Origin of the sequence: Enterococcus canintestini (assembly GCF_001885735.1) — a bacterium.
Taxonomy (GTDB): domain Bacteria; phylum Bacillota; class Bacilli; order Lactobacillales; family Enterococcaceae; genus Enterococcus_C; species Enterococcus_C canintestini.
On the sequence record NZ_JXKG01000006.1, the window covers coordinates 1 to 20,792 of the forward strand.

Genomic DNA, 20,792 nt, shown 5'->3' on the forward strand with positions numbered 1-20,792 from the left:
TGAGAGTAGGACGTCGCCACGCGGTTATTCCGGCATAGCTCAGTTGGTAGTAGCGCATGACTGTTAATCATGATGTCGTAGGTTCGAGTCCTACTGCCGGAGTTTTAAGACAGCTTAGTTGCTGTCTTTTTTTTGTATGTTTTGAGAATCCTTTGCTTGCACTGACTGCAGACTGTAGCTTTTTATAATTATGGTAAATCATGCTAAAATGAATTACAAGAAAACCCGTAACCATAAACAAAGGAACAAGGAGGGAATAAAATTGCAATTAACCCAGTTATCAAGCGAAACATTATTACGAGCAAAGGAACGTTTTGAAGATACATTGATGCAAATGACTGTAACAGAAGCTAATACTATGCCCAACCCTTTAATCAAGTCTGTGACATGGCTGATGTGGCATACAGCCCGTGAATTAGATTTCCAAATTTCCGCTTTAAATGGTTCCAAACCTTTATGGTTTAAATCTGACTGGCGTAATCGCTTTAACCTTCCCCTTCCGGATAATACAGAAGATTGGCATCACATACCACAAGAAGCTGCAAAAGTTCAAGTAACTGATAAACAGTTATTAGTAGATTACTTAAATGAAAGCATCGATTTTACTCTTAATTATTTAAAGACAATAACTGAGGATAGCTTACAAGATATCGTTGATTTGAATTGGACACCACCAGTAACCCGTCAAGTTCGGATTGTATCTGCGATTGATGATGCTATTATGCATTCAGGTCAAGCTGTCTATAGTAGACGATTAGTGATTGGAAAATAATGATTTATCACTGCAGGGAGTTCTTTTTCCCTGCTTTTCTTATGTGGAATTTTGATAATAGTATACGGATGCTTCAAATATAGAGATAAAGGAGTTTTATAAAAATGAAAAATATTAAATTGACTATCGAATATGATGGTAGACGTTATTTAGGTTGGCAACGACTAGGAAATTCTGAAAAAACTATTCAAGGAAAAATTGAAACAGTTTTAGCGCAAATGACAGGAGAAGAAATCGAAATTATTGGTTCGGGACGTACTGATGCTGGAACTCACGCCAGAGGCCAAATTGCTAATTTTAAAACTGAATCAAATTTAACTGCTGAAGAAATACTTTCCTTTTTAAATCGTTATTTACCTAATGATATTGTTATTAAAGATGTAGAAGAGGTGGGCGAAAGATTTCACGCGCGCTATAACGCTAAAGGCAAACAATATAGTTATTATGTGTGGAATGATGTGATTCCGACTGCATTTTATCGACATCACAGTTTTAATGTACCTCAAGAGTTAGATTTGCTTAAAATGGAGAAGGCTATTGAAAAGCTTTTAGGAACACATGATTTCATTGGTTTTTCCGCCTTAAAAAAGACGAAAAAATCGACTGTTCGCACTATCAAAGAAATTCGTTTAGAAAAAGAAGGCAGTATGCTCCATTTTACATTTATTGGAGATGGTTTTTTGCATAAGATGATTCGTATTTTGACAGGTACTCTGCTGGAGATTGGGATGGGCAAACTTGAGGTAGATGTAATTGATGAAGTGTTAGCTAATAAAATTCGACAAGGTGCCGGTGAAACTGTGCCAGCTAGTGGTTTGTTTTTAGATCAAGTATTTTATAGCTAAATAAAATACAAACGCGCTTTCTCAATGTAAATATAGAAAGTTCTAGTTTTTACTTGTGAAAATTAATCGTGCGTTGCCATGGAAATGATAAGACTGAAATTTAAAAATTATGCTGATCATAATAGCCTTTGATTTTTTATTTTACTTTGGTGAAATTATTTTTAAAATATTTTCAATTTGTGATGGTTCAATAAGACGTATTTCTTGCGAAAATCGATTGAATCAAGTATATTCTATCAGTTCCTTTAATTTAAAAAAATTAAATATATAGAAAGAAGCAGTGAAATGGATAAATTAGTGAATAATAATTTTAGTGATATTGCGTTAAATCGCAAATCAATTCGCCGTTATGATGAAAATGTTAAAATTAGTCGAGAAGAAATATTGACGATGTTAGACGAAGCGAATCGCGCGCCTTCTTCTGTTAATTTACAGCCTTGGCGCTATGTTGTAGTAGATACTAAAGAGGGAAAAGAAAAACTGCGTCCTTTTATTCGATTTAATCAATTACAAAATGATACATCTGCAGCTATGATTTTAATTTTTGGTGATCGTAAACCTCATGAATACGGTGAAGAAATCTATGGCGAAGCTTTAAAGGCGGGATTAATGCCCAAAGAAGTGCACGATCGACAATTAGCAACGATTATCCCACTTTATCAAAATTTATCGCAGGCAGAAATGGATGCAATTATTTTGCGGGATGCTAGTCTTTCAGCGATGCAGCTGATGTTGGTAGCGCGAGCTCACGGTTATGACACCAATGCAATTGGTGGTTTTGAAACCAATAACTTAGCAACGACTTTTGACTTATCTGAAGAACGCTATTTGCCAGTTCTAATTTTATCTCTTGGAAAAGCTGCAGAAGAAGGCTACGAGTCGGTTCGACTTTCAGCAGATAAACTTACAACTTTTAAATAAGAAAGCAAGCACTTGTAAACTTTACGAGTGCTTTTTTTGTAGCAGAAATTTCATAATTTTTAATTTTCGAAATAATTTATCAAGATTTTTCCTTATTATTATTATTATTATTTGTGTGAAACGAGATCCGGTCAACTTTTTTTGTTAGAAGGGCTTATCACGAGTTAAAAAAGACGACAACTTAAAAAAAATGAAACGTATGATGCAGATAGAAATCTAACAATTGTGCTAAAATTGATTTATCACCTAAATTAGGATCCTTCTTTGCAGATTTAAAAACTCTAAAAATACTCTAGATTACTTAAGTTTGTGTTCTGAAATGATAGCGTTTTTATAGCGTGGTATAATAAAAATGGCTAGGAGAACATTTTTATGCCAATATAAAGAAAGTAATGGGAAAAGATAGTGGGAAAACATCAGAACGGTCATAAAAAGGGAATAAACAAGTATTTTATATTTGTGATAAGTGTAGTTTGTATAATTGGGATTATTTTTTTATTTGGAGCTTTTTAGTTAAAGATAATCCACGCCACGAGAAATCGCTAGCTGAACCAGATTTTTCACAAGAAATAAGCAATGTATCCTCTGATACAACCCGCGGAACAACGCAAGAAGTGACGGCGGAAACAACCAGCGAAACAACTAGTGAAACAAGTTTGGAAAGTACCACTACAAAGGAGAGTGAAAAAGATGAACTTTATTCAGCTGCCCAACCTCTTTTAAAAGAGGCTGCAAATGTTAGCTATGGTGTTTACTATTTTCAACATCAAGATTATTTAAGTAATGAAAATAACCAGCCGATGATTGCGGCAAGCATTATTAAAGTTTTTATTTTGGAGTATTTATATGAAAAGATAAAAAATACTGAATTAACAGAGGCAACTCAAATAAATGGTCTAACCTTAGTCCAATTGGCCCAACAAATGATTCAAATTAGTGACAACGAGGCGACTAATGTTTTAATCGATTATTTCGGAATGGAAAATTTGAATCAATATTTTATCAAAGCAGGATATCAACAGACCCTTTTGCAGCGGAAAATGCTTGATACACAAGCACAAGAAATGGGGCTTGAAAATTATACGAGTCTCACTGACACGATGTCATTTTTGAAAAAAATGTATCATAACCAAAACGATTATCCTTACAATGAAATGTTTCAAATTATGACCGGTCAGCAAATTGGCACAAAAATTCGTTTAAAATTACCTAATTACATAATTGCCAATAAAACCGGGGAACTGCCTGGTGTAGAAAATGATATTGGGATCATCATGAGTGCTGATCCTTTTGCAATCGTTATTTTAAGTAATGGTGTTACTAATAGTGAGATGATGCGGCAAAGTATTGCTAATTTTGCATTAGCGGCAAGTCAAAATTAATTTAGGAGGAGAAAAAATGAAAATATGTCCGAACTGTCAGCGAAAAAATGATGATTTAGCTAATTTTTGTGAAGAATGTGGATATTCATTGAAAAATGTTCCTATTGTTGTAAAACATAGTGACGATGCGACAGTAGCTAATAACGAGGAACAGATTAATGGAAATAAAAGTGAAAGTCGAATGCAGGCACAACCAGTAAAACGTAATTATAAACCACTCCTAATCACTATTTTTGTGGTTGTCTTCTTATTAGCAGGAGCAGGGATATTTTTTGCTTCTCGTAATAATGGTTCGACTAACGAAGCGACTTCAGTTACCACGAATAGTAGTACGAAAAGTAGGGGTAAAGAAACTTCAGAAACAGTAGAAGCCGGAAAATATGATGAGGTAATTAAAGCAGCAAAAGAGCTTACGATTGACGGAAAATATAAAGAGTCAGAGCGAAAACTGGCTTCCATTCCCGTGAGTGATTTAGCTAAACCAGAGTTTCAATCTGTTCAATTAGCGGTAACGGAATTAACCCAGCAAAATAGTACAGGGCTAAAAGAAATAAAAGAAGCAGAGTTAAAAAAAGCCCAACAAGCTGAAGAAAAAAAGGCAGTATCAAATCAGAGTGGTTTTACTGGCGATCATGCCAAGTGGGCGAATACGTATACTTTTTATTATTCACAGTCTAACCAAAAACAAAGCTCGTTAAATATTAGTGCCAATGGGGGTGTGACCCAGAATAATTATGATGGCACACAATATTTTGGTCAAGCAGTGATTAGTAATACGAGTGGCAATATTTTAAGCTATGAAACTAATGCGTTGTATCCTTCAGATATGCCCAATACAAAAACAATTCATCCTAATGTTAAAATTACGGTAACATGGGATAATGGAGGCGGTACACAAGTATTTTATGGGTATTTGTCTTATTCTTCTCGCTTAGCATTGACCGATGGGGTTAAAAAAGGGAATGGTGTAAACGAGGTCTGGGTTAGTTACTAAATCGATTGCTAGTAGCATAAAAGAGTATATCTATTTTAGATTACAATCAATTTTTATAATAAAAAAAACTGTATTTCACTTTAATTACGGGTTACCAAAAGCTAGATATTAAGCTAACTTTTGGTAAACAGAATAGAAATACAGTTTTTTTATTTAAAGTCATTATTTTTCAAATGGAAACAACGAAATCGTTTAGCCAAGGTTCACTTTTGCAATCTAAGCTTTAGGCAGCGACTTCTTTATCTTTAAATTGTGTCTGATAAAGTTTTGCATATAGACCAGCTTGTGAAATAAGCTCTTGGTGATTTCCCTGTTCTACGATTTTACCTTGTTCCATCACAGCAATTTGATCTGCATTTGCAATAGTAGAAAGTCGGTGGGCAATGACGATACTGGTCCGATTTTGCATCAGATTATCCATTGCTTTTTGAACGTAATATTCTGAAATTGCATCCAGTGCGGAAGTGGCCTCATCCAAAATTAAAATTTGTGGATTTTTTAAGATAATACGTGCAATCGCAATTCGTTGTTTTTCACCACCGGAAAGTTTAATGCCCCGATTTCCCACGATGGTATCATAGCCTTTTGGTAATGTCATAATGAATTCATGGATATAAGCAGCTTTCGTTGCTGCAATTAGCGCTGCTTCATCCGCATTTTCATTGGCATAAAGTAAATTGTCCCGAATAGTTCCATTAAAAAGAAAAGTTTCTTGGCTAACTACGCCAATATTTTGTCGTAAGCTGGTAAATGTGACATCTTTAATATTTTGGCCATCAATTAGAGCAACGCCATGGGTTGGGTCATACAGGCGGGTTAAAAGGTGAGTTAAAGTGGACTTGCCTGCGCCAGAGAGTCCGACAAGCGCCAAAGTTTCACCGGCTGAAATGTGTAAGTTGATATTTTTTAAGACTTCATTTTCTTCATAACGAAAATCAACATTTTCAAAAGTTACTTCACCAGCATCAATCACTAACTCTTTAGCAGTAGGACTGTTTTTAATTTCAGGAGTAATATCTAAATATTCAAAAATTCGTTCAAACAAGGCAAAAGACCGCATTAAATCAACTTGAATATTAGATAATTGTGTAACCGGATTATAAAGCCGGCCTAAAAGAGAAGCAAAGGTGATAATACCACCAATAGTAAGTTGACCTTTAGTCAGTAAAAAGCCACCTACTAAATAAATTAACATAGGACCAATTGCCATTAAGACAGACATAGCCATGCGGAACCAACGACCAGCTAAAGACTCTTTGATTTGTAGGGCAGTTACTTCTTGGTTAATTTGATTAAAAGTTTGAAAAGATTCATCTTCTTTGGTAAAAAGTTTCATCAGTGTGCTACCACTTGTATTTAGTGTTTCTTGGGTGTGTTGATTAAGTCTGCTTAGGGCAGTCTGGCTTGCTGATGCGATTTGCCATCTTTTTTTACCGACTTTACGAGTAGGTAAAATGAATAGTGGTACAGTCACTAAGGCAACGGCTGCTAAAATTGGACTCATGGAAAATAATGCAAAAAGTGTTGTCGCTAAAATAAAGATACTGCTTAATGCATTGATGAAAGTGGTCTGAAAAACTTGTTGAATGCCGTCGACATCGCTGGTTAAACGAGTCAAAATTTCTCCTTCTTTAACCGTAGTAAAGAAACTTTGTGGTAAAAAAGTTAAATGGCGATATAAGTTGTTCTTCATTTCCAATGTTATATTTTTGGCAATCCAAGTACTAAGATAGCCTTGGGCAACTTGCAGTAAATTTAATAAAATTGTAGCGGAAATAGAAAGTCCAATTAAAATACTTAATTGTGTCAAATCATGTTGGGGCAATGCCTTATCGACAATTTTTTGTAATAGAAGTGAAGGTACTAGTCCCAAAGCAGAAGTAGCAAGAATTAAAAGAATTATCAAAACCAATTTTAATGTATGTGGTTTAAAATAATTAAGGATACGACGGATAAAAGGAAGTGTCAATTCAGGTTTTTTTGTTTGGTCAAAGTCAAAACGCATTCGCGCCATTAAATCCCCTCCGTTTATTAGTTAGGTACCTAATCATTATACTACTGTTTTTTGAAAATGTAAATAGATAGGCACCTAACTATTTGACGAATGAAAAATCTTTGCGTAAACTTAAGGAAATAAAGGATGTGTTTTCATGAAAGAAGAAGCGCTATTTGAAGAATTTCAGCATTTTAATCATTTATTACGCCGCCATACTAAACGCAAAACAAGCGAGGAAGAATTTTCCTTTGGTCAAAATCGTTTACTCCGTATTTTAGCGCGCCAAGAAGGATCTTCTCAAAAAGAACTAGCCCAGCGGATGAATATCAGACCAGCTTCATTAAGCGAGTTATTAAAAAAATTGAATCAAAAAGGCTATTTGTCCAAAAAGCAAAATACAGATGATCGCCGCATCACAAATTATTTTTTGACAGATTCAGGAAAAAGATATATTTCTTCCATGCAAGATGAACGGAAACAATTAGGTGAAGAATTATTTGCTACTTTATCGTTAACAGAAAAAGAACAGCTACATCAAATTTTAAATAAACTGGCGCTTCAATTGGAGGAAAAATTAGATGAGTAACATGAAAGAACGGGTGGTAGTTTTTGGCGATGCTATTATTGCTATTATTTTAACCATTATGGTCTTAGAACTCCCGATTAAGTATGCAACAAATGGTGAGCTTGTGTGGCAAACGTTATTCAGTGCTGTCGGAATTTATTTTATCAGCTTTTGCTTTGTCGCCAATCTCTGGTTTCAAACTGCTTATGCATTTAACCGCATTGAACAAGTGAGAAATAAAAGTTTAGTCGTCTATTTGTTTCTTCTGTTTGCTTTATCTTTGGTACCTGCGGCAACGAGAATTTTAATTGAAGATACAACCAAGCAGACGGTTTTAATCTACGGTGTCCTAACATTAATTGTGACAATGCTGATGCGTCGGTTAATTACCGCTTTAACCAAGCAGTCGATTTCTGAGCAAGCTTTGCAAAAGCGCCGTGTGGATGAATTGAATCGACAAGATATGTTAAGTTTCATCGCTCGAATTATAATTTTAGTCATTGGATTATTTCAAGTTCACATTGCCCTCATTATCTACTTAGCATTGCCGATTTTAGCGTTTTTACAAAATATGGTTGATCAAAAAGAAGAACGTTTTGTAGATACGTTAGATAAAAGAGAACAAGCGGATTATTTTGCTGATCGTAATCAAATTTGGGGCAATACCATGAAGCGCTATTCCCACTTATTACGAGATTCTTTTAACGAACCAAAGGAAAAAGAGAGTCAACAATGGCAAGACTTGATGAAAGAATGGCTAAAAAAAGTAGATCAAGAAATTGCCATGCGTCAAACTGCACTGGAAAATGCTTCTCCGAGTGAAAAAGAACATTTACATCAAGAAATTAAACGCTTAGAAATGCAGCAATCCCGTCTTAAAGAACGAGAACGTCACTTGGAAAAAAGTCCTTTTGTTCACGGAAAAATGACTGAGCAGACGCCCAATAAAACAAACGCTTCTAAAAAATAGTTTCCAGTTTTAAGACAAAATAATTGAAAAGAAAAAAATTTGGCGTTATTCTTTTTATGTTGTCTTAGTGGGATATAGCCAAACTGGTAAGGCACTTGACTCTGAATCAAGCAATTGCAGGTTCGAACCCTGCTATCCCAATCAAAAATAAAAGCCACTTCCAAATTAATGGAAGTGGCTTTTGTTTTTGATAAGAAGAATCATTTTTTTTGTAATAAAGGTGATTCAGATAGATTTTCAGGGATAAATGGAGAAAAATAAGAAGTGCTATTTGTCTTCTGTTGCAAAGCTGTTAGTAATTGTTGAAAGAGCTCTCCCTGATATTCTGGATGATTAAAAGTTAACAAGTAGACGTCTTTTTCTATCTCAAAGTGATCCTTTGTTATACCAATATAAAAATCATACAGGTTATCTTCTTCATAAATTTCATAATCTACAAAGCGAATTTGATCAAGAAAATTGCATAGACTAGTCATCATATAATGATTAGGTAGAGGTTGAAGAGCTACTTTTAACCTAGATTGATAACTTTTCTTTTCTAAATATGAATACACCAATTCGGCTAAAAAGTGAGGTAAATCTGTAATTTGTTCATAGTAAAGTGTTGTACTTTTTAAATACTGATCGTAATCTGCGACAAAGACTTGGCAAAAAGTAATCAGCTCACGATATTTTTTTTGTTGTTGAATAGAAGTTGGTAGTAGTGTTTGTAGGCGCATTAAAGTTAATAAAGAAGGGGATTCCAATAGATAAAAAATTATAAAAATATTGTATTGCAAAACGGTTAGTTCTTTTGGGGTCAAAGCATATGAGAAGAAGTCTTCTTGCAGTTTTGTCATGAAAGCCTGGCACATATAAGCAGTTGGCATGCCCCTTTTTAAAAAATCGTTAAATAAATGCGTTATTTTCTCTAACCGCCAGTCATCTTCAAAAAGGTAGTAATTCGTAAATAATTTAAAATATACAGAATGAACTGTATTTTCGATTTCAGTTGGATTGCTGGTAAATTGTGAAAAATAATCTTGTAATATTTTCGCCTTATCCTCAAACAATGGTGGCGGACAAGCTGGTTTTGGTAAAGGATATTGATTTGTCAGTCGCAAGCGGGCAATTAATAAACAAGATATGCCCACCCACTTATTCAAAGCAGTTGCGCCATCATGAGCTAATTTTTTTAATACTATCTGTTCTTCTTCAATATCAACATTTCCATTTAAAAAATCAATACCAAAAGTACCCAATCCTAACAAATTGAAAAAAACGGCTTGAACAACTTCTTCATCTTTTCCTTCAATGGACATTTGCGAGACATTTAGCGCGACGCCGTAACCTTTTAAATAACGGGCTAAAGGTCTTATTCTACGTAGTAAAGTAGAGCGACTGATAAATTGCTCTTGGCAGAATTCTATTAAGGTTTTTTCTGGTGATAGTAAAATAGTCAGTAAAATTTGATATCCGATGGAATGGCGGACTAAAAAACGGTGATATTCGTCCATTTTACTATGATCGCTTTTCCAAATAATAATTCCTTTTTCTAATATTAAAGGCTTCCAACCTAGCGCAATAAAATCTTGTTCTATTTCTAAAACTAGTTGATAGGTCTTTTTGTAAGTTAGTTTTAGTTCAATACTGAGTTGATTAATTGAAAAATGTGATCCTTGTTGCTGATTTATATGGTGTAACAAGTCTTTTTTTTCATTACTAATTTTATCCAAAACGATTGAAAATAACTCATTAATAACCATATCTTTACTCCTTTTTATTATGTATTTCTAATTAATTTTAGTTTACCAAAATTTTATGGTGAATTTTTCTAATTATTTTTAAGCATAATTAAAAAAAGGTAAAAATATTTAGTTTTTAGTGATATTAATGAATACGAAATTTGGTAATATTTAAGAATTAAAAAAATACCATTTTTTGATAGAATGATAATTTTGGTCTGATTAGAGTGGTAGAAGAATTCAATTGAAAGTAGAATCCTCTTATTTTTAACCAAATGTAAACAGTATTTAATAAAAAAGGTACTAATAGTCATAGCTATTTAATAAATAAAAATAGGGAAAATAATAGGTTTTAATGAATATGGATACATTTTTTTGCTTTTATAAGCAAGCTATTTAGCCTTTTCTTAATAAAACGGATAACTCAAAAAGACATTCTGACAGTAAAATGTCTTTTTTTTGTAGTGAGAGGGATACAATATTTTCTGCAAGAAATAAAGATAATAGGTTAAGAGAATTTGTGCGTAAATTCAAAAATTCTTTTCTTTTGTCTGTAATTTTTTATGGTTGGTAGTGCGTCAATTTTTTTATAAAGTTTTTTGAAAACATTATTTAAGATTCGCGTGTAATATAGCGTGGTCAATTATGACAATAAATACAGAAAAAATTGATTTTTTAGTAGTTATTTAATATCAAAATCACTTAATCTGCTTTTTTTTGCTAATTCTAAAGGGTTTTATCAGTTTAAACTCCTGGATAATGAGATTATGATTATTTATATTGCGTTTTAATTAAATTGACATTAAAAATCTGTCTGTTATGATATGGACGAATAGATGTTTTAATACCAAATAGAAAGCTCTATCATGTTTGAATAACATGATAGAAGAGTGAAAAGAAAAAAATTTCTAATTTTAGAAAGGATAGGTGAAAGATGAAAAGAAAATTTTTAGCGATTTTTGTACTAATTACATTACTTGTTCCTTTTATTACGTCACTTTCTTTTGGAATTGCAAGACCAGTTGAGGCTCTTACACAAACAGCTGCTATCGATGAATTTCATGTCATTCACAATGATATTGCAAAAATCGATGTTAAAACACAAATGAATGACGAATCGATTACTTGGCAAATTTATTATGAGAAAAAATCAAGTGGAAATTTTTTACACAAATTAAAATTCCACTTTCCAACTGGTATCATCACTCCTGCAGAGGATTGGGAAACACAAGGTATATGGTTTCAAGAAACGCATTTTTCCTCCCAATCAAAAGGAACGGTGATTGTGACGACACCAAAAGATCAACCGCAATTAACATTATACATACAAGCGGATCAACAAGAATTATCATTATCTAATGAAGACGAAGCGATTAAGTCTACGCTTACAACTAATGAGATATCAAAAGAAAAGCCAGACGTCACATCGAATATCTTTTCAGGAGAGGATGCAAAAGAAAAAATTTTGACTGTGTCCCTGCCAACAACTGGTTCTTTTGAAAATGGCTTAACAACTGAAGTGCTAACTGCTGATCCAACCGAAAATTCAGCAAAGGAATCATCTAGACAGATGCAAGTAACTTCAATTGGTGCAAAAGATTTACTTATTTCACCTACGGCATTTGCCGATGTTGTTGTTACTTCGAAGGCTAAAACAAATGGGAATGATGAATGGAGAAAACAAACAAAAGTTGTTTCAAAAGCTAATGGGAGTAGTCATAGTGGAAACAACAACAATTATAGCTATTATAGTGATGCTATTAATCCTGCCAATCGTTATTTTCAATTTATGCAAGGTTCAGGTTCAAATGTAGTTGCTTATCCACTAAATCAATTAAAAGAACAAATTAAAAGTAAACCTGTTGGCAGTACCTTACAATACACAGATAAAAATGGTAATAAGATGGATGAAGTAATTACGCTGAATTTTAGTGAGGTCGGGGCGTATTTAGATGTAGATAACAATGTTAGGCCAATCGGAGCTAAGCTAACCATTTCGAATCTACAAATTGGAGGTGGGCCAACTTGGTTAAATAGTAACAGTATTTATCCATGGGTAGAGTTTTCCAATAATTTATACTCTGGTGTTGTTTATTGTTATGTACAAGGTTTTGATATGGATGTTGAATTTTTTGAAAAAGGTAATGAGAGTAAATTGATTACTTTTGGTAATGAAGGAGATAATTCTGTTTTTACATTTTCTTCTTTAAATGGTTACGGAAATGGAAGCCTTAATCCTGCGCCAGCTAAGAGTATTAATCGCCATGAATTTGCTGGTCTAAGAAATAAAGGTGATGGACAATTAGTCAAAAATTCTTTGCTCACAAAGCACTCGGATGGAAAGTATTTTGCTGAAAATCCCACAGAAAATGGATTTGATGATTATTTAGGAGCTAAAAATTTCAATTTAGCAGCGGTTTCTTTTCCCTTAAAAGGAACGAAACATGAGTTTACAATGGGAACAACTTATGGACGAGCTTGGAATACTTTTGCTAGCAGTCAAGTCAAAAAAGTTCCACAAAAAGCACCAACAAAGACCGTACAACCATTGCAACAGTATCAAAAAGGTGACACATGGGATAATCCTACCGGTGCAGAATCTGGTTTTGCGCAACGGTATTGGAATGATTTAGATAGTTATGACAGAGATAAAGATTTACCTTGGGAATTTTCCTTAAGTTATCGCCAAGTAGGCCATAACGCCGAAGAGGATAAATTAGCGCCAGGAGTTCCTAAAAAGGAACAGCGATTTGTAGTGCCGGGTACAGAACACTATTACTTTATTAATCAAGAAACTATCAACCCATACACAGAATCAATTTTAATGCCAGAAAGTTATGTGATTAAAGATGTCTTACCTGAAGGAGTAACTTTTAAAGGAGACGTTACTCTTTACAATTTAGATGGTTCTATCTTGAATCTAGCGAGTAATGCTATTGCGTATGAGGCTTCAGAAAGAAAATTAGAAGTTACGATTCCAGCCGAAGTAGCCAAACAAATTCATCAAAAAGGGGCGATGAGCCAATACGGTGGTAAAGAGTTTAGTTTACGCATAAAAGTGCAAGTAGTAACAAAAGATAGTGCTAATAGTAAGGCGTTAATGACGAATAGTGCTAGCGTAGAATTTATTTATGCTAATGATATTGCAGCTGAAGCAAGGGAGACCAATAGGGTTCAAACGCGAGTAAGAGAAGCCACCGTTAATAGTGAATTGACGAAAATAGATGAAAGTGGTGCTAATCTTGGCGGTGCAGAATTTGGTCTATTTGAAAGCAAAACAGATGAAGAGGCAAAATATGTGACTAAAGAAACTGAAATTGATGGTAAACTGCAGTTTAACAATATTCTGCCTGGTAATTATTGGCTAAAAGAAACTAAAACACCCGCCGGTTTTGAAACAATGGTCCCGATTTATGTGCAAGTGAACAAAGACGGAACTATTACCGGTGTAGGCATCGAAAATAACAAAATTGAAAATAAGTTAAAGCCAATTGAAATTACGCTTAAGAAAACCGATGAAAAAGGAAAATACCTATCTGGAGCCAAGTTCCAATTACGAGCAAAAACAGGACAAGAAAAATACGACTCGATTGAAAATACGGCGCAATCAGGAAGTTACGCTTTTAAAAATTGTCAGCCGGGTATCTATGAACTAATAGAGATTCAAGCACCTGCTGGTTTTGAAAAAATTGAGGGTGTTATCGGGATACTAAGAATTACATCTTCTGGTAAGGTTACTTATTCTTTAGGCGATGTAGCTATCTCAGAATTAGAGAATACCCTTCAGCTCACGTTACCAACAGTCGTCAATAAATTGAAAAAATTTGATTTAAACCTCGAGAAAAAAGATGCAACTACTAATGAAATCTTAGACGGAGTGGAATTCACTTTGTTTGATGAAAGTGGCAAGGAAAAAATCGGTGAAGCACAGGTAACTAAAGCTGGAAAAATAACCTTTGAAGGGTTACTTCATCCGGGTAAAACGTATCGCCTAAGGGAAACTAAAGCTTTACCAGGGTACTTATCATTACCGGCAGATTTTATTATTACTGTAGCCAGTGATGGCAGTATTACCGTTTCCTATAACGATACACCTTACCATTTTACTGCTATAAAAAATGAAACTGGTGAAAAAAATAATTCGATTGCATTGACTGTTTTTAATAAATCCCGTACGTCACTTCCCAAAACTGGTGGAACAGGACGGCACAAGTTAAGTCTATTGGCACTTCTAACCATTGGCGTCGTATTAACTTTCTTTTTTTACTATCAGCCAAAAAGTAATAAAGGAGGGGAAGTATAATGAGAAAAATAGTGAATGTGCTTTTTTCAATAACGTTTCTTTTTTCTTTAGTTGGCGGTATTCTTCCCCAAAGTGTACGAGCTGAAACAAGTGAACAAATAGAGATTGTTTTGCATAAACGAATCTATCGGGATGTTCGTGCACCAGAAGATCATTTTTATGAAAATGATGGCTTAACGATTAAAGAAGATAGTAAAAATCCAGATGATCTTGCTCTAATCGAAAAAACAGTCGGTTTAAATGGTGCTAATTTTGAAGTATTTGATGCGACTAAACTTTATGATCAAACAAATTTAACACCAGAAAAGTTTGTTGCTTCATTTTCTAAAATGTCTCGTAAAGAAGCCAAGAAAATAGCACACGAGGAAAATTTACAACACATTGGAAAAATTACCACTCAAACTGATAGCAAACTCCAAAAAGAAGGAATTGCTCGCATTCAGTTACCAAGCCAAAAAGGAAAAGCCTATTTATTTATTGAGACAAAATTAAATGAAAACAAGCAATTAAATGTCGATTTAGATAAAAAAGCGGCACCGTTAATGGTACTGTTACCCCAATATCACCCAATTAATCAAGAAGTTTTAAAAGAGATACATTTATACCCTAAAAATGTTGGTTATGTTCGTGATCCTTACTTTTTTAAATATGGGAAAAATTCAGCAAGTGATCTTACAGAAGGAAAACCGGTGACAGGAGCAAAGTTTGTTATTTTTCAATATGACAAAAATAAGCAAAAAATTTATTTAGATATGAGTCCAGTGCATGATTTACAAAATAGTTGGGTTACTTCAAGTGATCCACTAAATGATACGCGTGTAGATAAATTTATCTCTGATCAAGACGGGCTAGTAAATACAGGTGAACGCTTCTTGCCTAGTGGTACGTATTACTTTGAAGAAGTTCAAGCAGCACCGGGATATAGGATTGATGCGGCTGCTAAGAAAGTAAAGGTGGAAATTCCTGAAGCTTGGTATGACGATGATGGAAATTTTCAACCGGTTAAGGTGAATGGTCAAGAAATGGATGAGCTTATTTCTGGTAAAGTACCTGAATCTGCCTATCAAAAAAAAGAGCCACGGGTTTACAACTATCAAACAAAGACATCAGTACCGCAAGATCCTCGTCCAAATGGGCGTTTACCCCAAACACTTGGGACAATGGTGCCGGCTGATTTAGTGAAAACATTGCGACAAAGGTTACCGCAAACGAATGAAGGAAAGTCACTTTTGTTTGTTTTTGGTCTGGTTTTGATTTTTGCTGTCATTTCAGTTTGGAGAAAATTCATTATCCATAAGATTGGAAGATAAGCCAATTATTTTATAAATACGTAAAAAATTAGGAGGAATAAAAATGAAAAAAAGTTCAAAAGTTTTGCAAATTTTAACTGCCATTCTTGTATTGATGCCACTATTCTGCTTCTTTGGTGATAAAAATTCTATCGCCGCTGAGGTAGAAAAACAAACTGTTATGCTTCATAAAAGAGAGTTTACTGCTTATCCCACAGAGGAGATCAAAAATACTGGTGAAGAAATGCCAAATTTTGATGGGGAACCTTTAGCGGGAGCTGAGTTTACAGCTTATGATATGACGCAGACTTATTGGGATAGTTACCGTGCTACAGAAGGTAGCCATACAAATAAAGAAGCGGCTGCTATTGATGCAACGCTTAAAGCAACCTTGCCAAATGAGGGTATTGTTTTTAGTTTAACGGATTCAGATGGCAAAACTGTAAAAGATTTACCAGTTGTTTCGAATAAGAAGAAGGCAGTCTATCGGTTTGTTGAAACAAAAAAACCTGCTGGAGTAGTAAGTAATAAGAGTAAAGATTTTGTTTTGGGTTTGCCTGTTCATGATGAAAAAACCAATGAAAAGCTAGCGACTGTTCATATTTATCCCAAAAATGAAGTAAAGACGCTAGATTTAGAGTTTATTAAATATGGAATTGAAGTTGGTCAAGATGCTAAAGCTTTACTAGGAGCAAAATTTAAGTTACGTAAAGTAGGTAGCGGTTATTATCAAGATGGCAATTTTCTGGCAGAAGCATCAGCTGCACAAATTCTTGAATCAAATAAAAACGGGAAAGTCTCTGTGGCAGGTTTAAATTTAGAACCTGGAACATATATCTTCTCAGAAATTGATAGTGCTGTCTCTGTTTCTGGTAAACAAACAAAACAAACTGAAGAAATTTATCACTACAAAGAAAAAGATGTTGTAACAGCAACTGTTAATGACAATATGGAAATTGAATATACTTACTTTGATGCCGTTCAAGCCGAAAAAAAAGGTGATACGGCGGTTGCATATAACTATAAAACGCCTGAAGTAAATAAAGTTGCTGATGATACGACAGTTGAAGCAGGACAAAAAGTTACTTATACCATTACTACAATCGTGCCAAATGATATTGAGCGGTATACTACTTTTACATTAGTTGATGAATATGATGCGCGCTTAGATTTAATTTCATCTTCAGAACAAATAAAAGAGTCAATGAAAATTTCAGACAAAACAATAACAGATGTTACAGCTGAAGTTGATACTACTGGTAATCCGTTTACTATTAAATTGACGCCAAAACAGTTAGCAAAATACAAGGGTAAGACAATTTCTTTTACTGTTGAGATGAAAGTCAAAGGTAGCACAAATCTAACACCACTGGAAAATAAGGTAGTGTTAGAAAATGATTTTTATGATAAAGAGACGACTGAAACGGTTACAACTGGTGGCTATATTTTCCAAAAAGTCGATAGTGTCGACAAATCTGCTTTAGCCAATGCTAAATTTGTCATTACTAAAAAAGTTGATTCAACTACACATTACCTAGTCTTAAATAACGAGGAAGGTAAAGAAGTTAGTGGAAATCAGGCAACAGATGACTTAAATGTGTCTTGGACGACTACTAAAGATAAAGCGACAATCTTAGTTTCTGATCAACATGGCGCCTTTGGTGTCTATGGTTTAGCAAAAGGCGAGTATCAATTACAAGAGATTGCGGCACCAGAAGGTTATGTTCTTTTAAAAGATGCACTTCACTTTACTGTCATTTCAGGTACCAATGAATTCAAAGAACTTGAAGCTATGGAAGTAACCAATAAACAACGGGGTGTTTTACCGTCAACCGGCGGTATGGGGATTGTAGGCTTTATCGCTGTCGGTTTACTAGGTGTAAGTGCAGCAGTGCTTTATTTTAAAAATGGACGTAAGAAATTTGAAGCATAGTGAATATTAAAAGAAAAGCCGACATTTTTGTTGGCTTTTCAGATACATAAGAAATGAGGGAGTCTAATGAAAAATATTGGTCGATTAATAGTAGATATAGTCATGATTTTAATATTATCTGTTGGACTCTTAGCTTTAATCTATCCCTTTGCCAGTGATGCAATTAATAATTTTTTAGATGAACAAATTGTTCACTATCATACACAGCAAATAAATCAACAAACTAAAGCCGCCACCCAAAAAAGAAAGATCGAACTTGAAAAAAACAAAAAATTAGCTGAAGGAGCAGGAAATCCAGGAAAAGACCCTTTTGAAAAAGGAGCGCACCCTGTAAAAGCAACACCAGATTATTATCAACAACACACTATTGCAGTGATCAATATTCCGAAAATTAATGTTAAGTTGCCAATTTTTGATCATACCAACGAACTATTTTTAAAAAAGGGAGCAGCACTTTTAGAAGGTACTTCCTATCCAACTGGTGGCAAAAGTACGCATGCTGTTGTCTCCGCTCATCGTGGTTTACCAGAAGCTAATCTTTTTACCGATTTATCGCGCCTAAAGGAAAAAGATCAATTTTTTATTGTCAGTAATGGGGAAACGTTAGCATACGAGGTTAATCAAATAGAAGTAGTGGAACCCACTGAGATTGAGACTTTAGCGATTGTTCCCAACAAAGATTATGTCACATTAGTAACGTGCACACCTTATATGATTAATAGTCACCGTTTGTTAGTCAGAGGAGAGCGTATTCCTTTTAAAAAAGCAATGACAAAAATGTTGAAAAAAAATGACCAACAACGACAAGCTAAATTTTGGTTAACGGTAGCAAGTTGTATCGTTATTAGTGTAGGGTTATTACTTTTTCTTTATTGGCGTATTTGGAACTGGCGAATTTCTAATCAAAAATATGATTTGAATTTTTGTGTTATTGACCAATACGGTATTCCAAAAGTGGGTTTAGAAGTGACACTCTTTACTACAAATGGTAAACATCAAATTACCAGAAAAGGTAAGCCAATAAAATCATTCACCACGGTCGATGGTAAATTATATATTGGGCAGCTAAAAGGTGGCTGTTATCGTGTCAAAGTTGGTTCATTAATTTTTAAAGTAAAGATAAGAAAAGTAAAGGATAAAAATTTCTATCAACAAAAGATACTAGAAAATCCAGCCAACTTTTTTGTAGAATCAGTCATTCAAAACGAATTAACTGAAAAAAAGATTGCAAAGAAATGGTTAGCTAATACAGAAAGCTAACATTAATTTTTATTATTCGTTTTAAATTAACCATTTTTTTGTATAAAGCCTCTTGTAAACACGGATTATTGATGATTACAAGGGCTTTTTATTGCGAAGAAAAGCGGTTTATCATCCTTGTCATCGCTTTTTGGGTGTGTTTGTTCTACAATTAAGAAGAGGTGAGAGTATGATTGAACAAACGATTTTATTATTAGTTGGTGGTGGATTAGGTGGTGTCTTAGGCGCTGTTTTGGGAATTGGTGGCGGTATTATTTTGACGCCTTTTCTAACCCTAATAATTGGTTTGGACATTAAATATGCGATTGCCGCTAGTATTATCAGCGTGATTGCTACTAGCTCGGGTGCGACGATTGCGTATTTGAAAGATGAGATGCTAAATTTACGGATTGCGATGTTTTTAGAAATTGCTACTACTATTGGCGCTATTGTTGGTGCTTTATTAACGAGCATTGTGGCACCGCAATTTTTATTTGTTTTATTTGGAAGCTTTTTATTATTCTCAGCTATCAATATGCTCAAAAAATTACGTAGCCAAAAGACAGATCAAATAGCGACTAAAGGCGACGCGTTAGCTGAAAAATTAAAGTTAAATGGTTCGTATTTTGAAAAAACTACGCAACAGCAAATTGATTATCAAGTGGAAAAGGTACCAGCAGGCTTTGCCATGATGGTCGCTGCCGGACTTGCATCAGGATTGTTAGGAATTGGAAGTGGTGTTTTTAAAGTAACTGCTATGGATACGATTATGAAAATGCCGCTAAAACCTTCCAGCGCGACGAGTAATTTAATGATGGGGGTTACGGCGGCGGCTTCAGCAATGGTTTATTTTTTTAATGGCACAATTCTACCAGAAATAGCAGCTCCTCTAGCTTTAGGTGTTTTGGCAGGTGCATTACTTGGTTCACGAATTATGCAACATATGCAGCCCAAATGGATTCGTTTAATTTTTATTCCTGTTTTAGTAGTAATGGGATTACAAATGGTATTACGTGGTTTTGGGGTGAGTGTAGGATGAAAGAAAAACAAGAACAAACTGAAATTCAGGTAGTGGAGTTGGCGATAGGAAAAATTTTACGAATTGGGGTCGTTGTTTCTGCCGCAATTATTGCTTGTGGGCTAATCCTCCTGATAGTAAATGGTAATAGCGGTGATTTAGGACAAGCACCTAATACTTTTGCACTTATCTGGCATGGGCTTATCACGTTGCAACCGGCAGCATACATTATGACTGGCATTTTTTGTTTAATTTTAACACCGGTTTTGCGAGTTGTTGTCTCTATTTATGCCTTTTTTAAAGAAAGTGATTATTTATACGTTGGTATTACCGCAATGGTTTTAATTATTTTATTAATTGGTATTTTTATTGGGTTTGTTGCGCGCTAAATAAGAAAATAATGACAAAAAGACGTGAAAAAAGCAAGTAGTAATAGTTTGAAAAAATCAGACTATACTACTTGCTTTTTCATGTCTTTTTTATTTTAATGACCACTTGTAACTTTGATACCAATGATACCCACTAATAACAAAGCAACAAATACCCAAGTTAAAGGGGCTAATTTATCGTGAAAAAAGACCACACCCACAATAATTGAACCGACTGCACCAATGCCAGTCCAAATTGGATACGACAAACTCATGGGGAGTACTTTTATTGCTTTTGATAAAAATAGAAAACTTGCAATCATCCCCAAAATGGTGTAAATGGAATAGTCTAGCTTAGCAAACCCTGCGCTTGCTTTCATCATCGTGGACCAAAAAACTTCTAAAATACCTGCCAAACCTAAATAAAGCCATGCCATCATTTTTATCTACCTCCTCAAATTATGGCAAATAAA

The 20,792-nt window shown here is 34.4% G+C and carries 17 protein-coding genes and 2 tRNA genes; 15 read left to right on the top strand and 4 right to left on the bottom strand.

Annotated elements, in window-relative coordinates; translation table 11 throughout:
• Window positions 1-28 precede the first annotated feature (28 nt).
• Window positions 29-102, top strand: a tRNA-Asn gene (locus tag RU96_RS05075).
• On the opposite strand, the gene RU96_RS13530 is transcribed toward RU96_RS05075, so the two are convergent.
• Window positions 68-268 (bottom strand): TadE/TadG family type IV pilus assembly protein, encoded by a 201-nt coding sequence (locus tag RU96_RS13530; RefSeq protein WP_425429961.1) that lies wholly within the window; start codon window positions 266-268, stop codon window positions 68-70. The genes RU96_RS05075 and RU96_RS13530 overlap by 35 nt on opposite strands.
• On the opposite strand from RU96_RS13530, the gene RU96_RS05080 reads away from it, so the two are divergent.
• The 5 genes from RU96_RS05080 to RU96_RS05100 all read left to right on the top strand — a co-directional run bounded on the left by RU96_RS05080 (window position 263) and on the right by RU96_RS05100 (window position 4,914).
• Window positions 263-772 carry a DinB family protein gene (locus RU96_RS05080; protein WP_071864459.1) on the top strand — a complete coding sequence of 170 codons (510 nt, stop codon included), beginning with the start codon at window positions 263-265 and terminating at the stop codon, window positions 770-772. The genes RU96_RS13530 and RU96_RS05080 overlap by 6 nt on opposite strands.
• A 104-nt stretch (window positions 773-876) precedes the next feature.
• Window positions 877-1,617 carry a tRNA pseudouridine(38-40) synthase TruA gene (gene truA / locus RU96_RS05085; RefSeq protein ID WP_071864460.1) on the top strand — a complete coding sequence of 247 codons (741 nt, stop codon included), beginning with the start codon at window positions 877-879 and terminating at the stop codon, window positions 1,615-1,617.
• Window positions 1,618-1,902: 285 nt separating this feature from the next.
• Window positions 1,903-2,538: a nitroreductase family protein gene (locus RU96_RS05090; RefSeq protein WP_071864461.1), complete on the top strand. Its 636-nt coding sequence runs from the start codon at window positions 1,903-1,905 to the stop codon at window positions 2,536-2,538.
• 473 nt (window positions 2,539-3,011) lie between these two features.
• Window positions 3,012-3,920 (top strand): serine hydrolase, encoded by a 909-nt coding sequence (locus tag RU96_RS05095; RefSeq protein ID WP_084035464.1) that lies wholly within the window; start codon window positions 3,012-3,014, stop codon window positions 3,918-3,920.
• Between the two features lie 16 nt (window positions 3,921-3,936).
• Window positions 3,937-4,914 carry a zinc-ribbon domain-containing protein gene (locus RU96_RS05100; RefSeq protein WP_071864462.1) on the top strand — a complete coding sequence of 326 codons (978 nt, stop codon included), beginning with the start codon at window positions 3,937-3,939 and terminating at the stop codon, window positions 4,912-4,914.
• Between the two features lie 223 nt (window positions 4,915-5,137).
• On the opposite strand, the gene RU96_RS05105 is transcribed toward RU96_RS05100, so the two are convergent.
• Entirely contained in the window at window positions 5,138-6,928 is a 1,791-nt protein-coding gene (locus RU96_RS05105) for an ABC transporter ATP-binding protein (protein WP_071864463.1), read from the bottom strand.
• A gap of 136 nt (window positions 6,929-7,064) precedes the next feature.
• Between RU96_RS05105 and RU96_RS05110 the strand changes: the two genes are divergently transcribed.
• The 3 genes from RU96_RS05110 (at window position 7,065) to RU96_RS05120 (ending at window position 8,586) form a co-directional block, all read left to right on the top strand.
• A complete protein-coding gene (locus RU96_RS05110; protein WP_071864464.1) occupies window positions 7,065-7,496 on the top strand; it encodes a MarR family winged helix-turn-helix transcriptional regulator in 432 nt (143 codons plus the stop codon).
• Entirely contained in the window at window positions 7,489-8,445 is a 957-nt protein-coding gene (locus tag RU96_RS05115) for a TMEM175 family protein (RefSeq protein WP_071864465.1), read from the top strand. The genes RU96_RS05110 and RU96_RS05115 overlap by 8 nt, the downstream gene beginning before the upstream one ends.
• A 68-nt stretch (window positions 8,446-8,513) precedes the next feature.
• Window positions 8,514-8,586: transfer RNA gene (locus RU96_RS05120), tRNA-Gln, on the top strand.
• Between the two features lie 59 nt (window positions 8,587-8,645).
• On the opposite strand, the gene RU96_RS05125 is transcribed toward RU96_RS05120, so the two are convergent.
• Window positions 8,646-10,190, bottom strand: a complete 1,545-nt coding sequence (locus RU96_RS05125; protein WP_249024150.1) for a helix-turn-helix domain-containing protein — start codon at window positions 10,188-10,190, stop codon at window positions 8,646-8,648.
• A 913-nt stretch (window positions 10,191-11,103) separates the two neighbouring features.
• Between RU96_RS05125 and RU96_RS05130 the strand changes: the two genes are divergently transcribed.
• The 6 genes from RU96_RS05130 (at window position 11,104) to RU96_RS05155 (ending at window position 20,340) form a co-directional block, all read left to right on the top strand.
• The gene (locus RU96_RS05130) at window positions 11,104-14,472 is read left to right on the top strand and encodes an isopeptide-forming domain-containing fimbrial protein (protein ID WP_249024151.1); all 3,369 of its coding nucleotides are present in this window, start codon (window positions 11,104-11,106) and stop codon (window positions 14,470-14,472) included.
• Window positions 14,472-15,782: a pilin N-terminal domain-containing protein gene (locus RU96_RS05135; RefSeq protein WP_071864466.1), complete on the top strand. Its 1,311-nt coding sequence runs from the start codon at window positions 14,472-14,474 to the stop codon at window positions 15,780-15,782. Before RU96_RS05130 ends, RU96_RS05135 begins: the two co-directional genes overlap by 1 nt.
• Before the next feature lie 43 nt (window positions 15,783-15,825).
• A complete protein-coding gene (locus RU96_RS05140; RefSeq protein WP_159429697.1) occupies window positions 15,826-17,694 on the top strand; it encodes a SpaH/EbpB family LPXTG-anchored major pilin in 1,869 nt (622 codons plus the stop codon).
• Between the two features lie 66 nt (window positions 17,695-17,760).
• Complete coding sequence (locus RU96_RS05145) at window positions 17,761-18,954, top strand: class C sortase (RefSeq protein ID WP_071864467.1); 1,194 nt, start codon at window positions 17,761-17,763, stop codon at window positions 18,952-18,954.
• A 169-nt stretch (window positions 18,955-19,123) separates the two neighbouring features.
• Window positions 19,124-19,972, top strand: a complete 849-nt coding sequence (locus tag RU96_RS05150; protein WP_071864468.1) for a sulfite exporter TauE/SafE family protein — start codon at window positions 19,124-19,126, stop codon at window positions 19,970-19,972.
• Window positions 19,969-20,340: a DUF1634 domain-containing protein gene (locus tag RU96_RS05155; RefSeq protein ID WP_071864469.1), complete on the top strand. Its 372-nt coding sequence runs from the start codon at window positions 19,969-19,971 to the stop codon at window positions 20,338-20,340. Before RU96_RS05150 ends, RU96_RS05155 begins: the two co-directional genes overlap by 4 nt.
• A gap of 95 nt (window positions 20,341-20,435) precedes the next feature.
• Here the strand turns inward: RU96_RS05155 and RU96_RS05160 are convergent, their stop codons facing one another.
• Window positions 20,436-20,756 carry a DMT family transporter gene (locus RU96_RS05160; RefSeq protein WP_071864562.1) on the bottom strand — a complete coding sequence of 107 codons (321 nt, stop codon included), beginning with the start codon at window positions 20,754-20,756 and terminating at the stop codon, window positions 20,436-20,438.
• Window positions 20,757-20,792: the final 36 nt, after the last annotated feature.